At 38.9% G+C, this 20,027-nt stretch carries 27 protein-coding genes and 1 pseudogene; 9 read left to right on the top strand and 19 right to left on the bottom strand.

All coding sequences use genetic code 11. The features are described from left to right. Positions 1-27: 27 nt before the first annotated feature. The 6 genes from HNQ84_RS07010 to HNQ84_RS07035 all read right to left on the bottom strand — a co-directional run bounded on the left by HNQ84_RS07010 (position 28) and on the right by HNQ84_RS07035 (position 5,722). Positions 28-1,869, bottom strand: coding sequence for a bifunctional diguanylate cyclase/phosphohydrolase (locus HNQ84_RS07010; RefSeq protein WP_435621629.1), 1,842 nt, complete (start codon positions 1,867-1,869; stop codon positions 28-30). Positions 1,870-2,018: 149 nt separating this feature from the next. Continuing rightward, positions 2,019-2,600, bottom strand: coding sequence for a DUF5317 domain-containing protein (locus HNQ84_RS07015; RefSeq protein ID WP_435621630.1), 582 nt, complete (start codon positions 2,598-2,600; stop codon positions 2,019-2,021). 182 nt (positions 2,601-2,782) lie between these two features. Then, entirely contained in the window at positions 2,783-4,267 is a 1,485-nt protein-coding gene (gene glpK, locus HNQ84_RS07020; protein ID WP_435621631.1) for a glycerol kinase GlpK, read from the bottom strand. A gap of 134 nt (positions 4,268-4,401) precedes the next feature. Continuing rightward, complete coding sequence (locus tag HNQ84_RS07025) at positions 4,402-4,953, bottom strand: glycerol-3-phosphate responsive antiterminator (RefSeq protein WP_183248738.1); 552 nt, start codon at positions 4,951-4,953, stop codon at positions 4,402-4,404. Further along, positions 4,950-5,351 (bottom strand): secondary thiamine-phosphate synthase enzyme YjbQ, encoded by a 402-nt coding sequence (locus HNQ84_RS07030; protein ID WP_435621632.1) that lies wholly within the window; start codon positions 5,349-5,351, stop codon positions 4,950-4,952. Before HNQ84_RS07030 ends, HNQ84_RS07025 begins: the two co-directional genes overlap by 4 nt. Positions 5,352-5,473: 122 nt before the next feature. Then, positions 5,474-5,722 carry a hypothetical protein gene (locus HNQ84_RS07035; RefSeq protein WP_032099526.1) on the bottom strand — a complete coding sequence of 83 codons (249 nt, stop codon included), beginning with the start codon at positions 5,720-5,722 and terminating at the stop codon, positions 5,474-5,476. A gap of 248 nt (positions 5,723-5,970) precedes the next feature. On the opposite strand from HNQ84_RS07035, the gene cspD reads away from it, so the two are divergent. Both cspD and HNQ84_RS07045 read left to right on the top strand, forming a co-directional pair. Further along, positions 5,971-6,171 (top strand): cold-shock protein CspD, encoded by a 201-nt coding sequence (gene cspD, locus HNQ84_RS07040; RefSeq protein ID WP_003398931.1) that lies wholly within the window; start codon positions 5,971-5,973, stop codon positions 6,169-6,171. A 111-nt stretch (positions 6,172-6,282) separates the two neighbouring features. Continuing rightward, entirely contained in the window at positions 6,283-6,561 is a 279-nt protein-coding gene (locus tag HNQ84_RS07045) for a DUF2564 family protein (RefSeq protein WP_183248742.1), read from the top strand. Positions 6,562-6,594: 33 nt separating this feature from the next. On the opposite strand, the gene HNQ84_RS07050 is transcribed toward HNQ84_RS07045, so the two are convergent. Both HNQ84_RS07050 and HNQ84_RS07055 read right to left on the bottom strand, forming a co-directional pair. After that, positions 6,595-6,783 carry a zinc-finger domain-containing protein gene (locus HNQ84_RS07050; RefSeq protein ID WP_183243680.1) on the bottom strand — a complete coding sequence of 63 codons (189 nt, stop codon included), beginning with the start codon at positions 6,781-6,783 and terminating at the stop codon, positions 6,595-6,597. After that, on the bottom strand, positions 6,780-7,430 hold the full coding sequence (locus tag HNQ84_RS07055; protein WP_435621633.1) for a ribonuclease H family protein: 651 nt from the start codon (positions 7,428-7,430) through the stop codon (positions 6,780-6,782). Before HNQ84_RS07055 ends, HNQ84_RS07050 begins: the two co-directional genes overlap by 4 nt. Positions 7,431-7,547: 117 nt before the next feature. Here HNQ84_RS07055 and HNQ84_RS07060 point away from each other — a divergent pair, with 117 nt between their 5' ends. Then, positions 7,548-8,231: a queuosine precursor transporter gene (locus tag HNQ84_RS07060; RefSeq protein WP_435621634.1), complete on the top strand. Its 684-nt coding sequence runs from the start codon at positions 7,548-7,550 to the stop codon at positions 8,229-8,231. 60 nt (positions 8,232-8,291) lie between these two features. After that, positions 8,292-9,188: a DMT family transporter gene (locus HNQ84_RS07065; RefSeq protein WP_435621635.1), complete on the top strand. Its 897-nt coding sequence runs from the start codon at positions 8,292-8,294 to the stop codon at positions 9,186-9,188. Here HNQ84_RS07065 and HNQ84_RS07070 read toward each other — a convergent pair. Continuing rightward, positions 9,183-9,653 carry a divergent PAP2 family protein gene (locus tag HNQ84_RS07070; protein ID WP_435621636.1) on the bottom strand — a complete coding sequence of 157 codons (471 nt, stop codon included), beginning with the start codon at positions 9,651-9,653 and terminating at the stop codon, positions 9,183-9,185. The two genes, HNQ84_RS07065 and HNQ84_RS07070, sit on opposite strands and share 6 nt — an antisense overlap. 68 nt (positions 9,654-9,721) lie before the next feature. On the opposite strand from HNQ84_RS07070, the gene HNQ84_RS07075 reads away from it, so the two are divergent. Continuing rightward, positions 9,722-9,853 (top strand): small, acid-soluble spore protein L, encoded by a 132-nt coding sequence (locus tag HNQ84_RS07075; RefSeq protein WP_435621637.1) that lies wholly within the window; start codon positions 9,722-9,724, stop codon positions 9,851-9,853. A 24-nt stretch (positions 9,854-9,877) separates the two neighbouring features. Here the strand turns inward: HNQ84_RS07075 and acnA are convergent, their stop codons facing one another. Then, complete coding sequence (acnA, locus tag HNQ84_RS07080) at positions 9,878-12,586, bottom strand: aconitate hydratase AcnA (RefSeq protein ID WP_435621638.1); 2,709 nt, start codon at positions 12,584-12,586, stop codon at positions 9,878-9,880. Positions 12,587-12,756: 170 nt separating this feature from the next. On the opposite strand from acnA, the gene sspO reads away from it, so the two are divergent. After that, positions 12,757-12,906: a small acid-soluble spore protein SspO gene (gene sspO / locus HNQ84_RS07085; RefSeq protein ID WP_032099534.1), complete on the top strand. Its 150-nt coding sequence runs from the start codon at positions 12,757-12,759 to the stop codon at positions 12,904-12,906. 17 nt (positions 12,907-12,923) lie between these two features. Here the strand turns inward: sspO and HNQ84_RS07090 are convergent, their stop codons facing one another. Beyond that, the gene (locus HNQ84_RS07090; RefSeq protein ID WP_435621639.1) at positions 12,924-13,184 is read right to left on the bottom strand and encodes a hypothetical protein; all 261 of its coding nucleotides are present in this window, start codon (positions 13,182-13,184) and stop codon (positions 12,924-12,926) included. Positions 13,185-13,289: 105 nt separating this feature from the next. Between HNQ84_RS07090 and HNQ84_RS07095 the strand changes: the two genes are divergently transcribed. Together HNQ84_RS07095 and HNQ84_RS07100 are read left to right on the top strand one after the other, a co-directional pair. Then, complete coding sequence (locus HNQ84_RS07095) at positions 13,290-13,433, top strand: small acid-soluble spore protein P (RefSeq protein WP_183243671.1); 144 nt, start codon at positions 13,290-13,292, stop codon at positions 13,431-13,433. Positions 13,434-13,511: 78 nt separating this feature from the next. Beyond that, positions 13,512-13,949 carry a DUF2621 domain-containing protein gene (locus HNQ84_RS07100; protein WP_032099536.1) on the top strand — a complete coding sequence of 146 codons (438 nt, stop codon included), beginning with the start codon at positions 13,512-13,514 and terminating at the stop codon, positions 13,947-13,949. Positions 13,950-13,963: 14 nt separating this feature from the next. Here the strand turns inward: HNQ84_RS07100 and HNQ84_RS07105 are convergent, their stop codons facing one another. The 8 genes from HNQ84_RS07105 to yneA form a co-directional block, all read right to left on the bottom strand. Then, a complete protein-coding gene (locus HNQ84_RS07105; protein ID WP_435621640.1) occupies positions 13,964-14,431 on the bottom strand; it encodes a CcdC family protein in 468 nt (155 codons plus the stop codon). A 21-nt stretch (positions 14,432-14,452) separates the two neighbouring features. Beyond that, the gene (locus tag HNQ84_RS07110; RefSeq protein WP_435621641.1) at positions 14,453-14,812 is read right to left on the bottom strand and encodes a response regulator; all 360 of its coding nucleotides are present in this window, start codon (positions 14,810-14,812) and stop codon (positions 14,453-14,455) included. A gap of 26 nt (positions 14,813-14,838) precedes the next feature. Further along, positions 14,839-15,543, bottom strand: a complete 705-nt coding sequence (locus HNQ84_RS07115) for a cytochrome c biogenesis CcdA family protein (protein ID WP_435621642.1) — start codon at positions 15,541-15,543, stop codon at positions 14,839-14,841. Between the two features lie 113 nt (positions 15,544-15,656). Next, on the bottom strand, positions 15,657-15,869 hold the full coding sequence (locus tag HNQ84_RS07120; protein WP_003398951.1) for a YneF family protein: 213 nt from the start codon (positions 15,867-15,869) through the stop codon (positions 15,657-15,659). 119 nt (positions 15,870-15,988) lie between these two features. Next, on the bottom strand, positions 15,989-17,992 hold the full coding sequence (gene tkt / locus HNQ84_RS07125) for a transketolase (protein WP_055441334.1): 2,004 nt from the start codon (positions 17,990-17,992) through the stop codon (positions 15,989-15,991). 144 nt (positions 17,993-18,136) lie between these two features. Beyond that, the gene (locus HNQ84_RS07130) at positions 18,137-18,367 is read right to left on the bottom strand and encodes a DUF896 domain-containing protein (protein WP_183248762.1); all 231 of its coding nucleotides are present in this window, start codon (positions 18,365-18,367) and stop codon (positions 18,137-18,139) included. 6 nt (positions 18,368-18,373) lie between these two features. Beyond that, entirely contained in the window at positions 18,374-19,069 is a 696-nt protein-coding gene (locus HNQ84_RS07135) for a YneB family resolvase-like protein (protein ID WP_183248764.1), read from the bottom strand. Between the two features lie 15 nt (positions 19,070-19,084). Continuing rightward, positions 19,085-19,387: a cell division suppressor protein YneA gene (gene yneA, locus HNQ84_RS07140; protein WP_435621643.1), complete on the bottom strand. Its 303-nt coding sequence runs from the start codon at positions 19,385-19,387 to the stop codon at positions 19,085-19,087. A gap of 162 nt (positions 19,388-19,549) precedes the next feature. Between yneA and lexA the strand changes: the two are divergent. Then, a pseudogene (lexA, locus tag HNQ84_RS07145) lies at positions 19,550-19,936 on the top strand (transcriptional repressor LexA); the annotation flags it as partial. Between the last annotated feature and the right edge of the window lie 91 nt (positions 19,937-20,027).

Here is a 20,027-nt window from a genome sequence, read left to right on the forward strand (position 1 = left end):
TCATTTTTCAGAAAAATAAAAACCGTCTCATATTGAGACAGTTTCACTTGTATTTCCAATTTTCTCAGGATAATATTCTTCAATCATTTGGATAAATGGCTCGACATATTGAGGATCAAATTGCGTCCCAGAACAACGTCGCAATTCAACAATCGCTTCGGAGAATGTTTTCGTTCGTTGGTACGGGCGGTCTGTTGTCATCGCATCAAATGAGTCAATAATGCATAAAATACGTGCTAATTTTGGAATTTCTTCACCTTGTAGCCCATAAGGGTAACCTCGTCCATCATAACGTTCATGATGAAGTTCGACAAGCGGAATAACTTCTTCAAACCGACCATCGGAAAGGACAATCTCTTTTCCCCATATGACGTGTTTTTTCATTATTTCCCATTCATCACGGTCGAGTTTGCTTGTTTTGTTAATAATATCTCGAGAAACTTCGATTTTGCCGATATCATGAACAAGTGCACCTAAAATAAGAGTTCGTTTTTCTTCTTCCGTAAGAGACAAACGATCACTAAACTCCATCGCGTATGTAAATACACGCTTACTATGACGGTATGTATATACATCTTTATAAAGAAGCAATTTTAACTGTTCTTCAATAGCATCTAAATCTTCTTTAAATTTCAATGCATCACGAGATATTCTTTTTTCGTCATATAATTGTACATTATTTTTCCCTTGTGCTTTCGAATAATAAAGCGCTTGGTCAGCTTTATGTAGCAGTTCACTTTCTTCATACATGTCAGATTCATATTCAGCAATTCCGCATGAGAACGAAATACAACGATATGGAAGTCGTTCAACCCCATCAAATGGCGTGTCATTTAATTTTTTCCGCAATTGATCCATAAAAGCTGCTGCTTCGTGTTTCTCCGTTTTCGGCAAAATGATCGCAAACTCTTCTCCACCATATCGTGCTACTGTAAAACCACGATCTTTCGTTTCGTTTTTTAAATACTCCCCGACAAATTTTAATAATCTGTCTCCTTGCACATGACCGTGGTAATCATTATATTTTTTAAAATGATCTAAATCTAAAAAAGCAAGTGAAAACCGCTCACCCGTTTTTTTCGTCTCTCGAAACAGTTCCTTTAAATAATCTTTAAAATATCCGTGGTTATATAAGCCGGTGAGGTAATCTTTATTTGCTTGATTTGCCATTTCTTGATACCACTCAAGCACTTTTCCAAATGTAATGGATAATAAAACAACTAAAACTGTAAACAAAAACAAACCAAAAAACCCTTCGTTATCAATCAAAATAATAAGCACTAAAGAAAGAAGAAGCGTGACAAAATACACAAAAAATACTTCTTTTAAAAGGCCTAAGTTAAATACCCCAGTAAATCTTGATTGCGCAGAACGATAAAATCCAATCAAAATAATTACATTAATTAAAAAATACATAATTAAACTCAAAAAATAAGGAGATAGATTATATACGATTTCTCCTCCCACTTTTCCATTCAGGAAACTAAAAGAAAAGCTAGTAACAAGTATCATGATTAAATACATAAAAAAATTCAGAAAATGAGCCCATATCGGAACAGTTCGGTTATAAGTCATTTGCATCAAATAAAAAAGCAACAAAACCCAAAATGGAATAAAAAATCCGAAATGAAGAGATGCCGCCAAAAAAACAGCTGAATCCATAGAAAACGAACTTTTATTTTGAACAATTTGAATTTCAAAACGACTAAGAATAAATGACGAAATAGATAAAAAATAAATCCACACCCATTCTTCAAGAGTCGGAAAAGGAATAGAGAAATCAAACATTAAAGCACTCAAAACGCAAGCAAATATCCCTAAAATACAAATATACACTTTAGATCGAATCGTCATATGCCTATCACTCATCCTGAAGCTGTATTTAAAAAAACAATATAAATAAAGGGAGTGATCCCCCCCCTATCCAATTACTTTAATTGCAGATGTCAACGCCACAACAACAGAACCGATAACAATTAAGTTAATAAGTACATTTTTCACGCGTGCGTTCATGCTTTTCACCTCCCTTCATGTGTTGGTTGAAGAGAATTTGTTTGTTTTTCTTTCATCATTAAATACTGAATAAACAAAAAGACGCCAATATTCATGACAACATCGCCAATGCTAATGACTTTCGCTCGCGGATAAGGCGGTGCTAACGGAATGATGTCACCTAAAAACGGGAAAATAGTATCAGCTGTAATAATCGTATGTTTCCCGTAAAGCCCTGTTTTCAAAAGTTCAACATATTCTTGTCCTAAAACCGCTTGTGTAGCTTCAAGCGATACAGGCATTCTCCCACCGTTTAGCGCGATGACAATGAAATTCAAGAGCACTCCAGCAAAAATCGTCTTCATCCCTGGATAATGGCGATTAAGCCAAATAAATGTTAATCCGACAATGTAAACGATAATAAATGTAGTGTTGCTTATATTCGCTAAAATCGCAATTCGGTCTTGCAATAGGAAGAAAATCCATTGCACAACCAACAACGCAGGGAAGATCCAACCGCCTTTTAACTTCAATGTTGCGATCCCTTTAAAATTGCCTCCACGAAATAAACCGATTAGAATGCTTAAAATAATTCCATCGTATACCATATAAACCTCACATTTCTTTAAGAATGAAAATTTTTTTTGTCTTTTTACTGATTATAATAGCACATTTTTTTTTATATGAAAACGATTATATTGACGAAATATTTCGTTTTTCTTATTTATTATTTAGAACATAGTTTTATTTGTAAAAAACCGACTGCCCAAAAGACAGTCGGTTTGACTCTTTATTTAAACATTTGCGCAGCACGAACTGCTTTTTTCCACCCATCATATAGACGTTGTTGAGTGTCTTCCTCCATTTTCGGTTCGAAAGCACGGTCAATGTTCCATTGTTTCGCAATCTCTTCTTTACTTTTCCAATATCCAACCGCAAGTCCTGCCAAATAAGCAGCACCGAGAGCAGTTGTTTCGTTCACAACCGGTCTCTCAACTGGTACGCCAAGAATATCGCTTTGAAATTGCATTAGAAAGTTATTTTTTACTGCCCCACCATCAACACGCAATGTTTTTAACGTAATGCCCGCATCTGCTTCCATTGCTTTTAATACATCTTTTGTTTGGTATGCGAGCGATTCGAGTGTCGCTCGAATGAAATGTTCTTTTGTTGTACCACGTGTCAAGCCAAATACCGCTCCTCGTACATCGCTGTCCCAATATGGTGTTCCAAGTCCTACAAACGCAGGCACAACATATACCCCATCTGTTGATTGTACTTTTGTCGCATATGCCTCACTATCTTTTGCTTCCTTAATCATCCGCAATCCGTCACGCAACCATTGAATAGCAGATCCAGCAACGAAAATGCTTCCTTCTAACGCATATTCGACCTTCCCATCAATTCCCCATGCAATTGTCGTTAATAAGCCGTGTTTAGACTGAACTGCTTTTTCACCTGTATTCATTAACATAAAGCAACCTGTGCCGTATGTGTTTTTCGCCATCCCTTCCTCAAAGCACGCCTGCCCAAATAAAGCTGCCTGCTGATCTCCTGCGATTCCAGCAATCGGCACTTCTTGCCCAAAGAAATGGTACGGTGCTGTATGTGCGTAAATTTCTGAAGATGGTCGAACATCTGGCAACATCGTTTTTGGTACATGTAAAATATCAAGTATTTCTTCATCCCATCTTTGTTCATAAATGTTAAACATTAACGTTCTTGACGCGTTAGAGTAATCTGTCACATGTGCTTTTCCACCAGACAATTTCCAAGTAAGCCACGTATCAATCGTCCCGAACAATAAGTCACCGCGTTCCGCCTTTTCACGTGCTCCTTCGACATGATCTAAAATCCATTTCACTTTCGTTCCCGAAAAGTAAGCGTCAATCAACAAACCTGTTTTTTTCCGAAATATATCATCATATCCAGCCCGCTTTAATTGTTCGCAAATTTGTGCTGTTTGACGTGATTGCCATACAATGGCGTTATAAATCGGCTGTCCTGTTTGTTTGTCCCATACGACCGTCGTTTCACGTTGGTTTGTAATACCAATGGCCGCAATTTGTTTTGGTTCAATAGCTGCTTCTGACAATACTGTCGCAATAACAGCTAAAATAGAACCCCAAATTTCATTTGGATTATGTTCTACCCAGCCTGGTTGTGGGAAATATTGTGTAAACTCTTTTTGTGCAATATGAACAATTTCTCCTTTTTTGTTAAATAAAATGGCACGTGAACTTGTTGTTCCTTGATCAAGAGCTAAAATGTACATATACCTATCCCCCTTGCAAAAAAAGACCCACAGCGCAATCAATAAAAATGCGTGTGAGTCTCCGTTTCTCCGTCACTAACATGATGAACTTACTATAAGACTAATCAATTTCGAAAACGCTGTCAATACATTTATTACGGAGCAAAATACCGCCAAAGTTCGACATTTGATGTCGTTACCGCAACAGCTCCTGCCGCAAGCGCTGCTTCGACTTCGGTTTCGTTTTCGATTAACCCTCCAGCAATAATTTTCTTTCCGGTTCGTTCGTGAAGTTGAGCAATGACTTTTGGAACAACACCAGGCAATACTTCAATATAATCCGGATTTGTTTTTTCTACAAGCTGAACACTTCGCTCAAAGGCATTTGAATCAATAATAAATGTGCGTTGAATCGCAACAACACCTTTTTGCCTTGCTTTCGTAATCACACTACTTTTTGTTGAGATCAGTCCGTATGGTTTAACGAGCTGACATAAAAATTCCGTCGCATACTCATCACTTTTTAACCCTTGTATTAAATCAACGTGAAGAAACATTTTTTTCCCATGCTCATTTGCATATGTATACACGCTTTTCAACATACCGATATGAATGTCTAAAAACACCCCATATTCATAATTCATTTTTATTAGTTTATCAAAATCTTTCATCGAGCGCACTGCTGGCAAAATACGTTGTCCGTTCATCCTTCCATCACCTTCACATAAAACGTGCGCGTTCGCGGTCCGTCAAACTCGCAAAAATAAATGCCTTGCCACGTCCCAAGAAGCAGCTGACCTTTTGTGACAATAACATGCGCTGATGAACCAACTGTGCTTGCTTTCATATGTGCTGCTGTGTTTCCTTCGCCGTGTCGATCGAGTGGATGATGCCATGGATACAACTCATCAAAACGGCGAATCATATCTCGTTTGACATCGGGATCGGCATTTTCATTAATCGTGATTCCTGCTGTCGTGTGCGGACAATAAACAACAACAATTCCTTCTTGTACACCACTCTCTGTAATAAAAGATTGAACAAAAGAAGTAATGTCTACAAACTCATCTCGCTTCGTCGTTTGAATCGTCCATTGCTTCATCATCATACTTTCCCACCTTTATTCTTAATATATTTACAATCATATATATTTTCACATTTCTTTTCCATAAAAAATTCCTGACTTAACAGCTCCTAACGTTGTTAAAGCCCAGATCATTCTGGGCTTTAGTCGTATACGTGATGGGACGGAATAATATAATCAACCGAAATCACAGGCAAATCGTGTTGTTCAACTGAGGCAACAATTAAACCTTGTTTGCTTACAATGCCAAATTGTTCTTTCTGTTGATCAAATGCTGCTTCACCAAATGCTAAAACCGTGTGATATAACTTTTCTTGATCAACTTTTTGCTTCCGTACATGATTGCTTAACTTAATGATCACTTCTTTCCCACGAATTTGACCACGATACATGCCACTCACTTCCTTTCTATACTCCTTACTGTTAATGTTATGCACTTAAGATAAAAATCCTTCTCTTAAAAAATTTTTTGAAAAAATCGCCTTTTTGTCTTGACTCTTCCTCATCATTCGTGTATAGTCTAATTATCATCTAACTGAATATATGTCCTGCACCGAGTGGTTGCTGTGAGTATATTCCGTTATATGAAAAATTTTTTCATTAGCCTATTGGCTAAAAGGTATTAGGAGGATTCAGTATTATGCAAAACGGTAAAGTAAAATGGTTTAACAACGAAAAAGGTTACGGATTCATCGAAGTAGAAGGCGGAGACGATGTATTCGTACACTTCACAGCAATCCAAGGTGAAGGTTACAAAACATTAGAAGAAGGTCAAGCTGTTTCTTTTGAAATCGTTCAAGGAAACCGTGGCCCTCAAGCTGCAAACGTAGTGAAATTATAATCGTCTGAGATGATTCATATATAGCTCGACGAAAAGACCAGCAAATGCTGGTCTTTTTTATTACATACTCTCCTCTTTTCACACAAATACTACAAGCGAGGAGGGATGACGATGACACAAAATCCAAAGAACCCACATCTTCAGGCTGATAGCGTATTTACGAAAATTGAAAATGCACATTTGGCAGTTGAATCAGCGAAAAAAATGGTTGCAGCAGCAACGATGAGCTTAGATGAACACGCTTTTGTTCATGCAAAACAAGCAATTGAAAATGCAAAAGAAGCGATTACGCGTGCCAAAACAAGCACGCAAGATCCCTTGCTTTTGCAATGCGAAAAAGAACTAGCAGATGCACACCATCAATTAACTGAAACGATGAATCATATGTAGCAACAAGGTGTCCCGTATACTTGGGGCACCTTGTTACGTTTTTTGTTTCGCGAGCAACTGACCGTATTGTTGAATTTTTTCCCCTACTGTACACATTTGAATACAAAACGATTGTGCATACGATTTTCCGCACTCTTTGCAAAACGTTCTCTTTACAAAACAGCCTTCGCAATACGTATCGAATAATTCATTTATCCGAAACAACACGTCTTTTCGATTCATCGTTTACGCTCCAATTGTATTGTACTTCTAATCATCGTCCCTCGAAGCGCCTGCGTTGCTAACTGATCGGCTTCACTATTTTCTTTTCTACCAATCGGTTCATAAATAGGAGAAATACGAAGCCTCTCCATTTTTTGCTCAATTCTCTTCACCCATCTTCCCTCATCTGAAAACACAGGCCAATCACTAGATAGTTGATGCAATACAACATGCGCATCCCCGCGGAATACAACAGGCAAATGATGGACACCGAGATGCTCGATTTGTTCGAGTAAAAAATAAAATGCCGCATACTCCGCTTCATTATTTGACTGCAATTCATCTAACTGCGCATTTGCTCGCATCCGAAATTGTTCACCGTTTTGTTTATAATAAATAACGATGCCAACCCCTGCTTTTTTTGACTGACGATCAAACCCACCGTCAAAATAAGCAATCACATCATGCGGTTCCGTTTCAATTTCTTTCATTAGCTTGATTAACTCTTTTTTCGTCCACGCCACATCGCTTGCATCATAAAATAAAAGTTGTTTCACTCTCCCTGTTTTTTCTATATCCTCTGCAAAAATTAAAGCCTCCGTCACTTCCATCTCTGTTGATGTCCACACCATTTCCTTTTTCTTCGGTGTTACATATATCCACTCCATAAAAACCTTCATATCGCTCACCTTTTCTTTTTATTTTATTATAACAGTTTAGACAAAAAATGATGTCAGTTGTATAATATCGTTTGTGTCTTTATTTTCATACGAGGAGGGATCACCGTGTTTAACGAAATACTCGGTCTTTTTTCTGCGATCGTCACATTTTCACTTGTGTTGCTCATTTATCGTTTCTTTGGTCGCTCAGGTTTATTCGTATGGATTGGCTTTTCGACTGTCGTTGCTAATTTACAAGTCGTCAAAACGGTTGAATTGTTCGGGATGACTGCTACACTTGGAAACGTCATGTACGGAACCGCTTTTTTAGTGACAGACATTTTAAGCGAAAAATACGGGAAAAAAGAAGCACAAAAAGCGGTATGGCTCGGCTTTTTTACACTTATTTCCCTCACAATCGTCATGCAAATCGCTTTATTGTTTCAGCCGCATGCGAGCGACTTTGCTCAACCAGCGTTAGAAACGATTTTTAGTTTATTGCCACGTATCGCGCTTGGTAGCTTGCTTGCTTTTTTAATTAGTCAATCGCTTGATGTTCACTTATTTCATTGGTTTAAAAAGAAATTTCCGCGCGATTCTCAGCTTTGGATTCGTAATAATGGAAGTACAATGATTAGCCAATTGATCGATACGCTCGTTTTCACATCCATTGCTTTTCTCGGTGTATTTCCGTTACATGATTGGATACAAATTTTTATTACGACGTATGTACTGAAATGGATTGTTGCGATGTTGGATACACCGTTTGTATATTTTGCAAAAAAAATATCCCCAAAATATACAGAATGATGGTAAAATGTTGTATGAGACTTCGGTCTTATACAACATTTTTTTGCAAAGGAGAGTCAAATGAAATACAAAGCTGACGTTAGTCTATTGTTTGTTGCATTCGTTTGGGGTGCTACGTTTGTCGTCGTTCAAAACGCCATTGCTTTTTTACCCCCATTGATGTTTAATGGCGTACGTTTTGCGATCGCAAGTGTATTGTTATGGATTTGGGTATTTATCTTCGAGCGCAAGCCTCTAGATCGACAACTCGTCCGTGCTGGATTGATTCTTGGCATATGGTTATGTCTTGGATATGCCTTTCAAACAATTGGCTTATTGTATACTACTTCGTCAAAAGCTGGATTCATTACTGGATTAAATGTTGTTATCGTTCCTCTCCTCTCATTTATCATTTTAAAACATAAACCTTCGTTTAACGCTGTGGTCGGAAGTATATTGGCTACATGCGGGCTATATCTTTTGACCACAAGCGGAGATATGACAATCAACAAAGGCGATGTGTTTGTGTTTTTATGCGCCATTGCTTTTGCGCTACATATCGTGTCAACAAGCATATATGCAACAAAATTTTCATCTATCCTACTAACTGCTGTTCAAGTTCAAACCGTATCTATCGTTTGTTTTATATGTTCATATTGGTTTGAAGACTGGTCTCTTATTCCGCTTGCCACTTTTTTTGAATTTGATGTATGGATGGCTCTACTCATTACCGCACTGTTCGCAACAACAATTGCTTTCTTTATTCAAACGCATTTTCAACAATATACATCTCCAACGCGTGTTGCTTTAATTTTTGCTCTCGAACCTGTTTTTGCCGCTTTAACTGCATATATATGGAATGATGAACGCCTTCAACAAGCAGCTTTATTTGGAGCTGGGCTCATTTTATTAGGGATGGTATTATCTGAACTTCCTCAACATATATGGCAAAGAAAGAAGAGCGCTCGCCTTTCATAGCGAGCGCTTCCATCTACTTATTACATAAGATAATCCCCCTGTGACGATACCGAGAAACGCCCCACCAATGACTTCAATTGGTTGATGACCAAGCCGTTCCCGCAACAATTCTTCTTTTCGATCCAGCTTTCCATCATCTTCAGCACCTTTTAACCGCTCAATCTCTTCAGTTAATTCGTTCACACGAATAGCTAGCTCTCCTGCTTGATGACGCACACCTTGAGCATCATACATAACGATTAAACCAAAAATAGAAGCAAGAGCAAAGTCTATACTATGCACTCCCCGTTTTAAAGCAACATATGTGGCCAGCGAAGCAACACCCGCGGAATGTGAACTTGGCATACCTCCTGTTTCAAAAAAAAGCGACCAATCCCACTTTTTTGTTTTTCTTTTCGTCAATGGAATTTTTAAAAATTGCGCTAACGCAATTGTACATAATGCTGTTTGAATGGCTCGATTCATGTCACTGCCTCCTCTTTATATATATTTTTCGAAAGAGACGGATACAATATGCACAGGAGGTGGACATAATGAGTAAAAATAACGGAAGGAATCGTGGGCAAAACGCTCCAAGCGTCAATCCACAAGGATATGATGCTACATTTACACCCGAGCCAAAAAGTGCCTTAGAACATGCGGCGAAAAAAACGAACAAAAAATAAAGAAGAGAGCGGTCTGCTCTCTTCTTATCGTTTTAATTTTTCGCGTAATACCATCGGTAAAATACCGCCATGGCGATAGTAGTCAATTTCTACTTCGCTATCGAAACGAACAAGTACTTCAAATTCTTTTTTGTTTCCTTGTTCGTCTGTTGCTGTTACCTTGACGTAGTCGCGCGGTTTGACGTTTTCATCAATATGCACTTCAAATACTTCTTTACCTGTCAATCCAAGCGTCTCAGCATTTTCCCCTTCTTTGAATTGAAGTGGTAATACACCCATAAGTACAAGGTTTGAACGGTGGATGCGCTCAAAACTTTCAGCAATAACTGTTTTAATACCAAGCAAGTACGTTCCTTTTGCTGCCCAGTCACGCGAACTTCCCATTCCGTAGTCTTTACCAGCGATGACAACAAGTCCTGTGCCATCTTGTTTATATTTCATGCATGCATCGTAAATCGACATGACTTCTCCTGTTGGCCAATATGTTGTATAGCCACCTTCTGTACCAGGTGCAATTTGGTTACGAATACGAATGTTAGCAAACGTACCTCGCATCATCACTTCATGGTTACCACGACGAGACCCATACGAGTTGAAGTCTTTTGGATCGACACCTTTAGAAATCAAATATTGTCCTGCTGGTGTATTTACACCAATTGACCCAGCTGGTGAAATGTGGTCTGTTGTAACAGAGTCACCAAACTTACCAACCACTCTCAAACCAGTAAGTGGTTTTACTTCTTCCACTTCTGGCGATAGTCCTTCAAAGAATGGTGGATTTTGAATGTACGTTGAATTTTCATCCCATTGATAAAGTGGCTCGTCCGTCGTTTCAATCGCATTCCAACGCGCGTTATCATCGAATACTCGCTCGTATTCTTTACGGAACAATTCTGGTGTTACCGCTTGTTTCACAACTTCTTTCACTTCTTCAGTAGATGGCCAAATATCGTTAAAGTACACATCATTTCCATTTTGATCTTTACCGATCGGATCATTTAATAAATCGATGTCGACGGTTCCAGCTAGTGCATATGCCACAACAAGCGGTGGTGACGCTAAATAGTTGCCTTTGACGAGCGGATGAATGCGCCCTTCAAAGTTTCTGTTACCAGACAATACGCTTGTTACGAGCAAATCATTTTCTGCAATCGCCTTTTCAAGCTCTGGAGCAAGTGGACCAGAGTTACCGATACATGTTGTACAACCGTAACCGACGATATTAAAGCCAATTTGCTCTAGGTAAGGGAGAAGACCTGAATCTTTTAAGTACCCTGTGACAACTTTTGAACCAGGTGCAAGCGATGTTTTCACATATTTCGGCACTTTCAAACCTTTTTCTACCGCTTTTTTGGCCACTAGTCCTGCACCGATTAACACATATGGGTTAGATGTGTTCGTACAGCTTGTAATAGCCGCAATTGCAATCGCACCTGTTTTCATTTTTATTTCTTCGCCGTTTAACGTAACTGTTATTTCTTTATCAAAATCCGCCTCAGTCAAGCCAAAACCTTGGTTTCCTTGTGGAGAAACGACCGCTTGACGGAACGATTCTTTCATTTTTGAAAGCGGAATTAAATCTTGTGGACGTTTTGGTCCAGAAAGATTTGGTTCAATTTCTGATAAGTTAATCTCAACAACATCTGTAAATACAGGCTCTTGTGTATCTGGGGTATAGAACAAACCGTTTGCCTTGCAATATGCTTCAACCACTTGCACATGTTGCTCGTCACGACCTGTTAAACGCAAGTAATCAAGCGCCTCTGCGTCCACCGGGAAGAAGCCACATGTCGCACCATATTCAGGTGCCATATTTGCCACTGTCGCACGATCAGCTAATGGCAATGTGGCAACACCTGGGCCGAAAAATTCAACGAACTTGCCGACAACGCCTTTTTTCCGCAACACTTGTGTGACTTTTAACGCAAGGTCTGTTGCTGTCGTACCGTTTGGTAATTTTCCTGTTAAACGTACACCGATCACTTCTGGTACTGGGAAGTAAGAAGGTTGTCCAAGCATACCTGCTTCTGCTTCGATACCACCAACGCCCCAACCGAGTACACCAATGCCATTAATCATCGTTGTGTGGGAGTCTGTACCGACAAGCGTATCCGGGAACGCCTCATACTCACCATTTTCCCCTTCAACAACATGCACTACATTCGCCAAATACTCTAAGTTAACTTGGTGAACAATACCCGTTGCTGGAGGAACAGCACGATAGTTGCTAAACGCTTTTTGTGCCCACTTTAAAAACTTATAGCGTTCTGCATTGCGCTCAAATTCTAAATTCATATTGTACTCGAGCGCATCTTCTGTTCCAGCCTTATCCACTTGAACAGAGTGGTCAATCACAAGATCAACAGGAATTTCGGGGTTAATTTCATACGGATCTCCACCGATGTCCGCCATCGCTTTGCGCATAGATGCTAAATCAACAACAGCAGGAACACCTGTAAAGTCTTGCAAAATAACGCGAGACGGTTTAAATGGAACATCTACATCTTTTAGTTCGCTCGTTCCCCATTTCGCTAAATTTTCAACATGCTCTTTCGTAATGACACGTCCATCAACTTGACGAAGTACTGATTCAAGAAGTACTTTAATGGAATACGGAAGACGTGATACGTTCCCGATTCCTGCTTCTTCAAGCGCTTGCAAGCGATAGTAATGATATTTTTTTCCGTTTACCTCAAATGTAGAACGCGCTTGAAACACATCATTTTTCACCATTATGTATTACCCCCTTCTAAACAAATCATCTTCTCCCACACCCACAAAATTCCTACGCTTTTATCTTAATACAATGCTCTACATAAGTAAATAATAATTGTTTATAAGTTTCAGATAAATGCATATTTTTTTGCTCTCTTTCCAACAATAGTTGTAGGAGGTGAAAAAAGATGGTAAAGAGAAAAGCTAATCATGTCATTCCTGGCATGAACGATGCGAGCGCACAAGGAAAAGGTGCGGGCTACAATGAAGAGTTTTCCAATGAACCGCTAACAGAAGCGCAAAAACAAAATAATAAAAAACGGAAGAAAAATCAATAATCCCGCTCGAAGCGGGATTATTCATACATGTTCACTTCGTCCACAATTGCTTGCAAATCGTGACGAAATTGTTCAAGCTGTTTTCTTTGTTTTTCGGAAGCTACTTCGAGTGCGTTATTAATTTGCTCAAACGCCTCATTTACCTCCTGTTTTAAGTGGTGCAATTGACTTCCGTAATCTGCATCACTTTTCACAAGATGATCATACCATTCTTTTGCCTCCATTGTTCCTCGTTGCGCAGCTTCAAATGCTTGTTGTTTGTTTTTATGGTAAGGCATGTTATTCACTTCCTCTCTTTTTACTATTATCGTGCCTATTCACGGACGAAATATGCATAAATACCGTTTATCATGCCATCATATGAAAGAAAGGAGTGTATCCACATGAACAAAAATACAAGCAAAGATATGCGCAAAAATGCTCCAAAAGGAGATAACTCGGGACAACCAGAACCACTTAGTGGTTCAAAAAAAGTAAAAAATCAGAATCATACCCGTCAAAAGCATAACTCAAGTCACGATATGTAAAAGAGCTGACGCCATTGTCAGCTCTTTTACTTGATTCCGTTATTATTTTTTTACATAATAAACGTTGAGGTGGAATGTATGCTAACAGGTTGGTTTTTATGGTTTATTTTATTTTGGGTCGTTTTTCTTCTTGTTATGATGTCGATCGGTGGGTTTTTTATGTTTCGAAAATTTTTAAAACGTTTGCCAAAAGAAGATGGGAAATCTGAATTAGACTGGCAAGAGTATTACATTGAACAAACGCGTCATTTATGGTCTGAGAAAGAAAAAGAGTTACTTGAAGATTTAGTTCGTCCTGTTCCCGAGCTGTTTCGTGATGTAGCTCGCCAAAAAATCGCTGGCAAAATTGGAGAGTTAGCGTTACAAGAGAAAGTGAATCGAATTACAGAAGATTTAGTTGTCCGTGGCTATATTCTCGCCACACCAAAACGGGACCATAAATTTTTAATGAAAGCACTACGAGAAAAACAAATTGATTTTACAAAATACGAACATTTACTAGCAAAAAAAAGCTAATCGCCTATTGTTGATTAGCTTTTTTCTTTTATTTCACGTTGAAGTCGACGATACGATGCGTACATCGCTATGCGCCACGGAACGATCATGGAGAAGGCTAAAATCCAAAACATTCCCGCGAGTTCTCCGTACTCAATGGTGCGACTTAAATATGTTTTTAGAGCTAGACGCAATACAATTAAACCAACAAAAATAAAAACGAACGCTTTCGATCGTTGTAAATAAATGTCGTTGCCTCGAACTTCAAACGAAGATGTTTTAATTAACAAAATAGAAAAAAGCGCTCCAACAAAAATTGCTTCTACACATTCTAGCGCCGTTACCCGAAACATCGGATGAAGAAACATAAGAGCTCCTGTGCTCATAAAAATAGGGGGTAATATAATTTTTTTGGCGTTTGTCGGTTTTTCGGCTGCTTTCATCCGAATAAAGAAAACGATTCCAGCCATAACTACCGCAAATACCGAACTAAAAATAGCCAAAGTAAATCTTCCTTTCCCGTCTTACTGTAACACACGTTGAATAGCTTCCATGACGCGACTTTCATCAAATGGTTTTACGATAAAATCTAGCGCTCCTGCTTCAATGGCTTCAACGACCATCTTTTGTTGTCCCATTGCTGAACACATAATAATTTTTGCATTCGGATCATGCAGTTTAATTTCCTTGACAGCTTCAAGTCCACTCATCACTGGCATCGTAATATCGAGTGTCACCACATCTGGCTTTAACTGTATATAGAGCTCAATAGCTTCTTTCCCGTTTTCCGCTTCCCCAATCACTTCATGATTTGCTTTTTTTAAAATATTCGCTAATGTCATGCGCATAAATTTTGCATCATCGACAATTAAAATTCTCGCCATTTTCTTTCCCTCCACACCCTAAGAAACTAGAAACCTGTAAAGCCACCAAATATATTTGTCATATAAATCGTGATTTTCGTCATCCAGTCAAAAAACAATACAACCCCCATACCAATCATGACATATCCACCGACTTTCATTAGCTTAACATGATGTCTTCGAATCCAACCCATTTTTCCAATAAAAAAAGATAAAAGTAAAAACGGCAAAGCAAAACCAAGAGAATAGGCCGTCATATAAACAACACCTAAACTTGGGTTCGTCGCTGCTAGAGCAATGACCGATACTAAAATCGGACCTGTACACGGCGTCCAACCAGCAGCGAACGCCATACCAATAAGAAAAGAGCCAATGTAACCTGATGGACGTTGTTGAAATGATAAACGACGATCAGTCATTAAAAAAGTGGGCTTAAAGATGCCGATAATAACAAATCCGAAAAATACCATCAATATTGCACCAATTTGACGAATGAGATCTTGGTATGTATGAAAAAATCGTCCAAGCATAGATGTACCAAAACCAATGGCGATAAAAATAAATGAAAATCCAAGCAAAAAAAATAACGTATGTAACAAACTTCTTTTTTGTAACAATGCATAATCGGATTTTAAATCACTAACAGAAATTCCTGTAATATATGATAAAAAAGCTGGATAAAGTGGTAAGCAGCATGGGGATATAAACGAAAGCACACCTGCCCCAAACGCAACAAGCAGTTGAATGTCCATATGATTGACACTCCATTCTTTCTTCATTTAATTATATTTTATCAAAAAAATACAAATACGAGCAACAGCTTCTTCCTGTGCTAAAAAAGACACTCGTCACGAGTGCCTTGCCTTTATTTTAACTGGTTATTCATTGCTTTCATCATTTGATTAATTTTCTTTTGCGATGGAGTCATACCCATTTGCATCATCATCATTCGAATCATTTGCTCATTAATCGGTGGATTTTTCTTTAAGTAGTTCATCATTGTTTTACGCGCAATAAAAAATCCTAGGGCAACGCCAGCAGCAAGCGCTACAATGCCTACTAAAATCATTTCCCACATATTTTTTCCTCCTTCATGTTGTCTACATTACACTATACTAAACAATAACGGTTTGTACAATATGTTCAGTAAAAAATCTTTATTCGATAATAAAACGGGGAGATATGCTCCCCGTTTTATTATTTGTCTAATAATGCTTTAACTCGTGCCACGACGTTTTCCACTGTAAATCCATATTCTTGCATAATTTTTTCACCAGGTGCCGAGGCTCCGAAGCGATCGATAGCTAAAATATCACCTTCATCACCTGTATAGCGCTCCCAACCAAGAGATGAGCCCATTTCAATAGCAAGACGCTTTTTCACATGCTTTGGAATGACACTCTCTTTATATTGCGCTGGTTGCGCTTCAAAACGATCCCATGAAGGCATGCTTACAACAGAAACATGAATACCTTCATTCGCTAACGCTTTTTGTGCTTCTACCGCTAAGCTCACTTCTGAACCAGATGCAAGCAATAATGCTTGTACTTCCCCTTGCGCTTCAGAAACAACGTACGCTCCTTTTTTCACTCCTTCATATGCACGTTCCGCTGTTGTTGCTAGGGTAGGAAGATTTTGACGTGTCAACACAAGTGCCGTCGGACGATCTGTGGATTCTACAGCTAATCGCCATGCAGCTGCTGTTTCATTTGCATCTGCTGGACGAATGACACATACATTCGGCATCGCTCTTAATGAAGCGAGTTGTTCAATTGGTTCGTGCGTTGGACCATCTTCACCAACCGCAATGCTGTCATGTGTAAATACATATGTGACAGGTAATCCCATAAGCGCAGCAAGTCGAATCGCTGGACGTAAATAATCTGAAAAGACGAAGAACGTACCACCGTACACTTTCACACCGCCGTGAAGCGCCATACCATTTAACGCTGCGCCCATCGCAAATTCACGTACACCAAACCAAATGTTACGACCTTCATAACTTCCAGGTAAGAAGTCCCCTGCTCCTTTAATCAACGTTTTATTTGAACCTGCTAAGTCTGCGGATCCACCTAAAAATTGTGGTACGACTTTTGCGATTGCATTCAGTACTTCTCCAGAAGAAGCACGTGTCGCTAGACTTTTTCCTTCTACATATACCGGTAACTCTTTTTCCCATCCTTCAGGAAGTTTGCCATCAATCGCCATGCGTAATTGTTTTGCTAAGTCTGGATACGCCTTTTCATATTCAGCAAATAAAGCATTCCACTCTGCTTCTTTTTTCTCTCCGGCTTCTTTTACTACTTTTTCAAAATGAGCATACACTTCGTCTGGAACATAAAAATCTTCTTCAAACGTCCATTTATATGCTTGTTTTGTTAGCTTAATTTCATCTTTCCCAAGCGGGGCACCATGTACATCTGCTGTTCCTGCCTTGTTTGGTGAACCGTAACCGATTGTTGTTTTCACTTCAATTAATGTCGGGCGTTCTAAATCTTTTTGAGCTTCAGCAATAGCTCGAGCAATTTCCTCGATGTTATTACCATCTTCTACACGAATATATTGCCATCCGTACGCTTTGAAACGTTGTTCTACACTTTCTGAAAACGAGAGATTTAATTCACCATCTAGCGAAATATCATTCGAATCATAAAGGACAATGAGGCGACCGAGTTTTAAGTGACCAGCTAACGAAGCAGCTTCTGCAGAAACCCCTTCCATTAAGTCACCGTCACCGCAAATGGCATATGTAAAGTGATTGATGATTTCGAAGTTATCTTTGTTGTATGTAGCCGCCAAATGACGCTCTGCCATCGCCATTCCGACAGCCATCGCAATCCCTTGCCCAAGCGGTCCAGTCGTTGCTTCGACACCTGGCGTATGACCGTATTCTGGATGTCCCGGTGTTTTACTTCCCCATTGACGAAACTGTTTAATATCTTCCATTGTGACGTCGTAACCGCTTAAATGGAGCAAGCTATACAATAGCATTGAACCATGCCCTGCTGATAATACAAAGCGATCTCGATTGAACCATTTTGGATTGCGTGGATTATGATTCATAAACTTCGTCCATAATGTATACGCCATTGGCGCTGCACCCATTGGCATACCTGGATGACCAGAATTTGCTTTTTCAATAGCATCAATTGACAACGTACGAATGGCTGTAATTGATAATTGTTCGATAGAGTGTGTCATTATCTTCATCCTTTCGTTTGCAAGCATTCTCACCTTTTATGATATAGAAAAGTTCGTAAAATGTACAATGGTTCACAACATTTTTTTTGACAAACTACTGAAAAAAGAGAACATCTATGTAGTATGTTCTCCATGATAAGCACATTAATGCAAACGTTTTTTCTTACTATCCCTTAATTTTTTTGGTGTGACATCATTGCCATTTGGATCAATAACTTTTACAGCATGCAATGTTTCAATCATCGACGCTCGAAAGGCAGCAATATACTCCGTACGGAGTTGAAGCTGTTCTTGCTTTTCTTCATCTGTAAGACCTTCTACTTTTGCTTTTTTAGCTAGCGCATTAATTCGTGCTATTTTTTCAGAAGATAACATTCAACCTCATTCCTTTGTATTGACATTTTTGCTCGTATCATCATACAAAAATTTTTCTTTGTTGGCAAGTTGCTCATATTCTTTGTATCGGCGATGAACAGTCGCTTTTGATACATCATATCCTAGTGAACGGAGCGTAGCCGCAATTTCTGCGAACGTTAAGCGATTTTGACGCAAACGAACAATGTCTTCTATCGGTACATCTTTCCGATCTCTTCCAGCCTGTTCACCAACATTGCGCAAATTATTTTCCGGTCGATAGCCGTTTTGAACAGCCCGTTGCATCCCACGTTTAATTTTTAAGTTATGTATTTTTCTTTGATACTCCTCTACAATACTAATGATTTCTAACACCATCGAATCGGCTTCTGACAACTGAAGCTCTCCGCGATGACTAACTGTATACACGCGAATACCTTCTTTTTGTAAACAACGGAGAAGGGCAATTTTTGCATTTCCCCGTCCGAGCCTTGTTTCATCTTGAACGAGAACGACATCAATGCGATGTTGTTTAATTGCATCAAGCAACTCCATAATCCCTACACGTTCAATGTCATAGCCACTTGCCTGTTCTTCAATGATCTTGATAATATTCATTTCATATTCTTGGGCTAATTTTTTGAGCTCCTCTTTTTGTCTTTGTAACGATGTTTCTTGCGCCTGTTTTGTCGTACTTACACGACAATAAATAATTGCGTTCATCCGTCATCCCTTTCTCTATGGTTTGTTAGCAACAAGTTGATTTTCATGATTTGATTTTAACACAGGAATGACAATTTTCTCACCAACGATTAATCGGTCATCCGAACGCCCATTTACTTTCATCACCCATTCAATAAATTGCTGGTGCGACAATTGATGCTCATGTTTATATTGATCTGCAAGCTCCCATAACGTATCGCCGGCTGATACCGTAATTTCAACATATTTTTCTTTATCAACAGATTGTGTTACGTGTAAAAATGCCCATACAAATAGTACACTAAACAAAACCATCATCACATAATGTATTTTCCCCATACAATCTACCCCCAGAACATTTGTTTGTATATATAATAACGAGAACTTCAATAACGAGAACTTCTGTTCGTGTCAACTATTTTTCTCGAACTTATGTTTGTATTAACATACAAAATTATGTTATAATATGGGCAAAGATTGAAAAGGAAGAGGTGTATAATGATGACGAAATTGTCAAAACGGCAACAACAAATTTTGGACTTTATTAAACAAGAAGTGCGCACAAAGGGGTATCCACCGTCAGTAAGAGAAATTGGCGAAGCCGTTGGTTTAGCCTCGAGTTCTACCGTCCACGGCCATTTAGCTCGTTTAGAAAGTAAAGGCTTCATTCGACGCGATCCTACAAAACCTCGAGCTATTGAGATTTTGGACGAGCACGAATCCATCCCGAAAACCAATGTCATCAATGTTCCGATCGTTGGAAAAGTCACAGCCGGACAACCAATTACTGCGATTGAAAACATTGAAGAATATTTTCCTCTTCCAGAACGGTTCGTCTCACCAGATGATCAAGTATTTATGCTACAAATTGTCGGAGAAAGCATTGTAAATTATCATTTTATCCCCGAATAAAACGCCTTCTTTTTTGCAAATTCCTTCGGGATATACTTCTCCCTCTTTCTGAAATAGTATGCTAAAT

The sequence above is a fragment of the Anoxybacillus eryuanensis genome (assembly GCF_051200995.1).
Lineage (GTDB): Bacteria > Bacillota > Bacilli > Bacillales > Anoxybacillaceae > Anoxybacillus > Anoxybacillus tengchongensis.

Bases quoted from the DNA above. Each gene is read 5' to 3' on its own strand.
- HNQ84_RS07010 (WP_435621629.1), bottom strand. From the start codon at position 1,869: ATGAGTGATAGGCATATGACGATTCGATCTAAAGTGTATATTTGTATT.
- HNQ84_RS07015 (WP_435621630.1), bottom strand. From the start codon at position 2,600: ATGGTATACGATGGAATTATTTTAAGCATTCTAATCGGTTTATTTCGT.
- glpK (WP_435621631.1), bottom strand. From the start codon at position 4,267: ATGTACATTTTAGCTCTTGATCAAGGAACAACAAGTTCACGTGCCATT.
- HNQ84_RS07025 (WP_183248738.1), bottom strand. From the start codon at position 4,953: ATGAACGGACAACGTATTTTGCCAGCAGTGCGCTCGATGAAAGATTTT.
- HNQ84_RS07030 (WP_435621632.1), bottom strand. From the start codon at position 5,351: ATGATGAAGCAATGGACGATTCAAACGACGAAGCGAGATGAGTTTGTA.
- HNQ84_RS07035 (WP_032099526.1), bottom strand. From the start codon at position 5,722: ATGTATCGTGGTCAAATTCGTGGGAAAGAAGTGATCATTAAGTTAAGC.
- cspD (WP_003398931.1), top strand. From the start codon at position 5,971: ATGCAAAACGGTAAAGTAAAATGGTTTAACAACGAAAAAGGTTACGGA.
- HNQ84_RS07045 (WP_183248742.1), top strand. From the start codon at position 6,283: ATGACACAAAATCCAAAGAACCCACATCTTCAGGCTGATAGCGTATTT.
- HNQ84_RS07050 (WP_183243680.1), bottom strand. From the start codon at position 6,783: ATGAATCGAAAAGACGTGTTGTTTCGGATAAATGAATTATTCGATACG.
- HNQ84_RS07055 (WP_435621633.1), bottom strand. From the start codon at position 7,430: ATGGAGTGGATATATGTAACACCGAAGAAAAAGGAAATGGTGTGGACA.
- HNQ84_RS07065 (WP_435621635.1), top strand. From the start codon at position 8,292: ATGAAATACAAAGCTGACGTTAGTCTATTGTTTGTTGCATTCGTTTGG.
- HNQ84_RS07070 (WP_435621636.1), bottom strand. From the start codon at position 9,653: ATGAATCGAGCCATTCAAACAGCATTATGTACAATTGCGTTAGCGCAA.
- HNQ84_RS07075 (WP_435621637.1), top strand. From the start codon at position 9,722: ATGAGTAAAAATAACGGAAGGAATCGTGGGCAAAACGCTCCAAGCGTC.
- acnA (WP_435621638.1), bottom strand. From the start codon at position 12,586: ATGGTGAAAAATGATGTGTTTCAAGCGCGTTCTACATTTGAGGTAAAC.
- sspO (WP_032099534.1), top strand. From the start codon at position 12,757: ATGGTAAAGAGAAAAGCTAATCATGTCATTCCTGGCATGAACGATGCG.
- HNQ84_RS07090 (WP_435621639.1), bottom strand. From the start codon at position 13,184: ATGCCTTACCATAAAAACAAACAACAAGCATTTGAAGCTGCGCAACGA.
- HNQ84_RS07095 (WP_183243671.1), top strand. From the start codon at position 13,290: ATGAACAAAAATACAAGCAAAGATATGCGCAAAAATGCTCCAAAAGGA.
- HNQ84_RS07100 (WP_032099536.1), top strand. From the start codon at position 13,512: ATGCTAACAGGTTGGTTTTTATGGTTTATTTTATTTTGGGTCGTTTTT.
- HNQ84_RS07110 (WP_435621641.1), bottom strand. From the start codon at position 14,812: ATGGCGAGAATTTTAATTGTCGATGATGCAAAATTTATGCGCATGACA.
- HNQ84_RS07115 (WP_435621642.1), bottom strand. From the start codon at position 15,543: ATGGACATTCAACTGCTTGTTGCGTTTGGGGCAGGTGTGCTTTCGTTT.
- HNQ84_RS07120 (WP_003398951.1), bottom strand. From the start codon at position 15,869: ATGTGGGAAATGATTTTAGTAGGCATTGTAGCGCTTGCTGCTGGCGTT.
- tkt (WP_055441334.1), bottom strand. From the start codon at position 17,992: ATGACACACTCTATCGAACAATTATCAATTACAGCCATTCGTACGTTG.
- HNQ84_RS07130 (WP_183248762.1), bottom strand. From the start codon at position 18,367: ATGTTATCTTCTGAAAAAATAGCACGAATTAATGCGCTAGCTAAAAAA.
- HNQ84_RS07135 (WP_183248764.1), bottom strand. From the start codon at position 19,069: ATGAACGCAATTATTTATTGTCGTGTAAGTACGACAAAACAGGCGCAA.
- yneA (WP_435621643.1), bottom strand. From the start codon at position 19,387: ATGGGGAAAATACATTATGTGATGATGGTTTTGTTTAGTGTACTATTT.